At 68.4% G+C, this 5,037-nt stretch carries 6 protein-coding genes and 1 pseudogene; 2 read left to right on the top strand and 5 right to left on the bottom strand.

Translation table 11 applies throughout. The features are described 5' to 3' along the window. Together JNL41_RS13340 and fmt are read right to left on the bottom strand one after the other, a co-directional pair. Positions 1-557, bottom strand: a 557-nt coding sequence (locus JNL41_RS13340; RefSeq protein WP_293475672.1) for a tRNA pseudouridine synthase A, incomplete at its 3' end; no start/stop codon positions are given. Continuing rightward, entirely contained in the window at positions 557-1,483 is a 927-nt protein-coding gene (fmt, locus tag JNL41_RS13345; protein WP_293475674.1) for a methionyl-tRNA formyltransferase, read from the bottom strand. The genes JNL41_RS13340 and fmt, both read right to left, overlap by 1 nt. 100 nt (positions 1,484-1,583) lie before the next feature. Here fmt and JNL41_RS13350 point away from each other — a divergent pair, with 100 nt between their 5' ends. Beyond that, entirely contained in the window at positions 1,584-1,874 is a 291-nt protein-coding gene (locus JNL41_RS13350) for a hypothetical protein (RefSeq protein ID WP_293475676.1), read from the top strand. 147 nt (positions 1,875-2,021) lie between these two features. On the opposite strand, the gene JNL41_RS13355 is transcribed toward JNL41_RS13350, so the two are convergent. Both JNL41_RS13355 and JNL41_RS13360 read right to left on the bottom strand, forming a co-directional pair. Continuing rightward, positions 2,022-2,531: a peptide deformylase gene (locus JNL41_RS13355; protein ID WP_293475678.1), complete on the bottom strand. Its 510-nt coding sequence runs from the start codon at positions 2,529-2,531 to the stop codon at positions 2,022-2,024. 56 nt (positions 2,532-2,587) lie between these two features. Further along, on the bottom strand, positions 2,588-3,802 hold the full coding sequence (locus tag JNL41_RS13360) for a DNA recombination protein RmuC (protein WP_293475680.1): 1,215 nt from the start codon (positions 3,800-3,802) through the stop codon (positions 2,588-2,590). A 397-nt stretch (positions 3,803-4,199) separates the two neighbouring features. On the opposite strand from JNL41_RS13360, the gene JNL41_RS13365 reads away from it, so the two are divergent. Then, entirely contained in the window at positions 4,200-4,889 is a 690-nt protein-coding gene (locus JNL41_RS13365) for an alpha/beta hydrolase (protein WP_293475682.1), read from the top strand. A gap of 14 nt (positions 4,890-4,903) precedes the next feature. On the opposite strand, the pseudogene JNL41_RS13370 reads toward JNL41_RS13365, so the two are convergent. Further along, positions 4,904-5,037, bottom strand: a pseudogene (locus JNL41_RS13370) (recombination protein RecR); the annotation flags it as partial.

The raw sequence follows: 5,037 nt of genomic DNA on the forward strand, positions 1-5,037 counted from the left end.
TCGAGGATGACCTCGCCGCCCTCGCGGCGCACGGCGGCGACGTCCAGGGTCTTCATCGGCGACTTCGCCTGGCACGCCAGGTCGCGGAAGGTGGTGAAGTCGTGGTGGCCCACCAGCACCTGGGCGGCGGCGTGCATCGCCGCGGCGTCGAGGGGCTTCTTCACGTGCCAGACGCGGCCCTGGTCGAGGGCCGGCGGCGCCATGCGGTTCAGGATGCGGTAGCGGTAGCGCCGCTCGGTCGCGGAAAACCGGCTGTGCCAGCCCTCCTCCGCCACCTCGGCCGAGATCACCGCGACGGGATCGGGCAGCAGGTGGAAGTTGAGCGCGTTGCGCACGGTCTCCGCCGGCCAGGCCTTCGCGAGGTCGACGTGGACGACCTGTCCCGTCGCATGGACGCCGGTGTCCGTCCGTCCGGCCGCGCCGACCCGGATCTCCTCGCCGCAGAACGCCTTCACCGCCCGCTCCAGCGACCCCTGAACCGACGGCAGGTCGGCCTGGGCCTGGAAGCCGTGGAACGGCCGGCCGTCGTACTCGATCAGGAGCCGGTAGCGGGGCATCAGCCGAGCCTCGTCGCCGCCGGCACGGGGTTGCCGCGCAGGAAGACGTCGGCGTCCTGCGGGCCCTTGCCCTCGCGCTGTAGGCGCAGCAGCCGCACGGCGCCTTCGCCGGTCCCGACCAGCAAGTGGTCGTCCAGGGTGACGCCGGGCTCGCCCGCCTCGTCCTCGAAGCGCGACAGCAGCGCCTTCACCCGCACGGGGCCCTTGTCGGTGGGCAGTTCGAACCAGGCGCCCGGGAACGGCGACATGCCGCGGATCTTGCGGTCGAGCACCGCGCCGGGCTTCGTCCAGTCCAGCCGCGCGAACTTCGCGCTGATCTTCTTTGCGTAGGTCACGCCCTCCGCGGCCTGAGGCACGGCCACGGCGGTCCCGGCTTCGATCTCGGGCAAGGTGCGCACGATCAGCTCCGCGCCCGCCGCCGCCAGGCGGTCGTGCAGGGTGGAGGCGGTGTCCAGCGGGCCGATCCGCACGGTGGCGCTCGACAGCACCGGCCCCTCGTCCAGCCCCTGCGTCATCCGCATGACCTGGACGCCGGTGAGCGCATCCCCCGCCATGATCGCCCGCTGGATCGGCGCGGCGCCGCGCCAGCGCGGCAGGAGCGAGCCATGGACGTTGTACGAGCCCAGTCGCGGCGCCTCGAGCACCGCGCCGGGCAGGATCTGGCCGAAGGCCACCACGACGGCGGCGTCCAGGTCCAGCGCGGCGAACGCCGCGATCTCGCCGGGATCGCGCATCGAGGCCGGCGTCCGCACGGCGATGCCGTGGGCCTCGGCGAAGGCATGCACCGGGGACGGCTTCAGCGCGTGCCCGCGTCCGCGCGGCGCCGGCGGCTGCGAGTAGGCGCAGACGACCTCATGCCCGGCCGCCACGATGGCGGCGAGCGCGGTGACGGCGAAGTCGGGCGTGCCGAGGAAAGCGAGGCGCATCCGCCCGCTCTTAGCGGCCCGCGGCGGCCAAGGGAACTTGCCCGCAAGCGCGACCGTTCACCCGGCGAAGCCTCGAGGGAGCCCGACCATTTCCAGGATCATGATCGCCGCCGCGCTCGGCCTCGCCTTCGCCACGGCCGCCTGCACCAAGGCCGAGCAGCAGGACACGGCCAGCGACGTGAAGGCCGCGGCCGACCGCGTCGGCCAGGAAGCCAAGGACGCCGCCAACAGTCCCGAGGTGAAGAAGGCCGGCGCCGAGCTGAAGGACGCGGCGGGCGATGCGGTCGACGTGACGAAATCCGCCCTCAAGGGCGCGGCCGACGGCGCCCGCGAAGGCGTCGCCAAAGTGGAGTCGGGCGCGAACGAAACGAAGGACGAGGAAAAGCACTAACCCCAAAACCCGCTCATCCCCGCGAATGCGGGGACCCAGGCTTGCTTTTGCGGGCCTGCGGCGGCCTGCGGCTTTGTTGAATGGCCTCAGCGGAAGGAAAGTCTGGGTCCCCGCATGCGCGGGGATGAGCGGTGTAGGAGGTTGCCCCTAAGCCGCCTTCGCCTGCTTCTTCACCTTCTTGATCGCCTGCTCGCGCTTGAGGCGCGACAGGTGGTCGATGAAGAGGACGCCGTCGAGGTGGTCCATCTCGTGCTGGATGCAGACGGCGTAGAGGCCCTCGGCGTCCTCCTCGACCTGCTCGCCCTGGTAGTTCAGGTAGCGCAGCTTCACCCGGGCCGGCCGTTCCACCTCGTCGTAGATCTCGGGCACCGACAGGCAGCCCTCCTCGTAGGGGGCGGTCTCCTCGGAGGCCCACAGGATCTCGGGGTTCACGAAGAAGCGCGGCTGCGGCTCCTCGCCCTCGCGGGCCAGGTCCATGACGATCACGCGCATGGGCTCGGCCACCTGGATCGCAGCCAGGCCGATGCCGGGCGCGGCGTACATGGTCTCCAGCATGTCGTCCATGAGCGCGCGCAGCGCGTCGTCGACGACGTCGACGGGCTTCGACACCTGCTTCAGGCGGGGATCGGGTACGACGATGATCTCGCGAAGGGCCATGGCGCGCAGGTAAGCGGGGGATAGTTGAGCGTCAAGGTGGGACAAGCGGCAGGCGACTACTCGCCGCTGGCCGCGAGCCGGACGGTGGGCGCCTCGGCCTCCAGCAGCTTGGTGAGCGGGCGGATGCCGGTCTCCACGACCGCGAGTTCGGCCACCTCCTTGCCCTGGTGGTCGACCTTCAGGTCCTCGAAGCGCCGCGCCTGGGTCAGCACCTGGGTCTCCAGCGAGCCCACGAACTGGTTGTAGCGCGAGACCGCCGCCTCCAGCGCCTTGCCCACCGAGCCCGCGTGCGCGCCCATCACCGAGATGCGCTTGTAGAGTTCCTTGCCGAGATCGGCGATCAGCCGCGCGTTCGCCGCCTGCTCCTCGACGCGCCAGCCGTAGACCACCGCCTTGCACAGCGCGAAGAGGGTCGTCGGCGTCACGATCACCACGCGCCGGTCCATGGCGTCGTTCATCAGGTCGGGGGCGCGGTCCAGCGCCGCCGCCAGCGCCGAATCCAGCGGCACGAACATCGCGACGAAATCGGGCGAGGCCTCGAACTGGTCCCAGTAGGCCTTCGCCGACAGGCCCTGGATGTGGGTCTTCACGCTCTGGACGTGGCGCATCCCGGCCGCGTCGCGGGCGAAGTCCTCGGCGGCGTCCTGCAGCTCCAGAAAGGCGTTCAGAGAGCATTTGGCGTCGATCACGAAGAGGCCGCCGCCCGGCAGCTTCACCGTGACGTCGGGCCGCCTGCGGCCCTCCTCGGTGTCGGTCGAGGTCTGCTCCTCGAAGTCGAACCGGCCCGAGAGCCCCGCCGCCTCCAGCACGTTGCGCAGCGTCTGCTCGCCCCAGCGCCCCTGCACGCCCGCGCCGCGCCGCAGCGCCGCCGACAGCTTGCGCGCCTCGTCCTGCGTCGCGGCGGAGGCGGCGAGCAGGCTCTGGATCTGCTCCTTCAGGCCGCCGTGGTCCTCGGCCCGCTTCTGCTCGACGGCGTTCACATGCGCCTGGAACTTCTCCAGGCTCGCGGCCACCGGCTTCAGTTGCGCCTCGAGGCGCGCCTGCGCCACCTGCTCACGGCTGCGCACCTGCTCCTCGTTCCGCTTCAGGATCTCCTCGGCGAGGCTGGACGCCTGCTGCGTCAGTTGCGCGGCCAGCAGGTCTCCGTGCCCCTCGACCAGCCTGGCCTTCAGCTCGGCGGCGTTGGCGCGGCCCCGCTCGCGCAGGGCCCAGGTGACCGCGGCGGCGGCGACCAGCGCCATCAGGATGGCGACGAAGAGAAGCGCGTTCATGCTATGTTCCTTAGCACGAGTCGTGACGCCGCGGCCAGCCGGGGCTCGAAGCCGCGCCGTGTTCGCTGGAGCCTGATCATCGGGAAGATCATGCCGGTGGATCGGAGCGCGAAGACGGCGGACCGGATCTTCCAGAACCCCAGAGACTTCGCTCATCCTCCAGAAGGTGAAGACGCACATGGATGTCGAAAAAGATGCGCGAACGAGAAGACGTCGATCCTTTCGACCTCGCGATGGATTGATTCCATCGCTTCTTATAATGTGTCGTTATCACCCATCGCCATCATTTTCTTAAAATATTCTGGATCTGTCCGTCATTTATACACCTTGACTGATCCGATAAATCTGTCCCCCCTGAATAAGCTGGTCGGCAATTTCCTTCCGAGAGGGTTCGCTTATGGGAAAAGACACAACAATCGTTCTCGTTCACGGATTCTGGGGCGGCGCGGCGCACTGGGCAAAGGTGATCACAGAACTTTCCAGGCAGGGCTATGATCGTGTGCGAGCTGTTGAAGTGCCGCTGACGTCGCTGGCTGACGATGCCGAACGCACCCGAAAGATGGTCAGGCAGCAGGAAGGAAAGGTCATCCTTGTCGGCCATTCCTACGGGGGAGCGGTAATCACCGAAGCTGGCGACCTGCCGAACGTCGCAGGTCTTGTCTATATCGCGGCATTTGCTCCGGATGTGGGTGAGAGTCCCGGCGGCATTACTCAGGAAGCTCTGCCAGCCGCAGCGGCGAACCTCGCGCCCGACAGCGATGGCTACCTGTGGATCAGCTACGACAAGTTCCACGAGAGCTTCTGTCAAGATCTGAGTGCGGATGAAGCTTGGATCATGTCGGTAACCCAGAAAGCTCCCCTGGCCACAACTTTCGGTGACAATGTCACCGCGCCAGCCTGGAAGAAAAAGCCGACCTGGTATCAGGTGTCGAGTGAAGATCGCATGATCCATCCGGACAACCAGAAGCGTATGGCCACGCGTATGGACCCGCGCAAAACCATTACCCTTGGCGCAAGCCATGCCTCGCTGGCTTCGCATCCGGCCGAGATTGCCAACCTGATCAGGGAAGCCGCCGACTCCGTCTGATCGTGGGGCGCGCTCTAGGCTGGCCGGCGCGCCCGCATCGCCTGGGCGATGGTGCCGTCGTCCAGCCAGTCGAGTTCGCCGCCCACCGGCACGCCGCGGGCCAGCATGGTGACGCTGACGTCGGCGCCCGCGAGCCGTTCGGCCAGGT

Source organism: Phenylobacterium sp., assembly GCF_016793285.1.
Classification (GTDB): domain Bacteria; phylum Pseudomonadota; class Alphaproteobacteria; order Caulobacterales; family Caulobacteraceae; genus Phenylobacterium.

What these genes read in the sequence shown, in the direction of transcription:
- JNL41_RS13365 (WP_293475682.1), top strand. Translation starts at nt 4,200, where the DNA reads ATGGGAAAAGACACAACAATCGTTCTCGTTCACGGATTCTGGGGCGGC.
- fmt (WP_293475674.1), bottom strand. Translation starts at nt 1,483, where the DNA reads ATGCGCCTCGCTTTCCTCGGCACGCCCGACTTCGCCGTCACCGCGCTC.
- JNL41_RS13355 (WP_293475678.1), bottom strand. Translation starts at nt 2,531, where the DNA reads ATGGCCCTTCGCGAGATCATCGTCGTACCCGATCCCCGCCTGAAGCAG.
- JNL41_RS13350 (WP_293475676.1), top strand. Translation starts at nt 1,584, where the DNA reads ATGATCGCCGCCGCGCTCGGCCTCGCCTTCGCCACGGCCGCCTGCACC.
- JNL41_RS13360 (WP_293475680.1), bottom strand. Translation starts at nt 3,802, where the DNA reads ATGAACGCGCTTCTCTTCGTCGCCATCCTGATGGCGCTGGTCGCCGCC.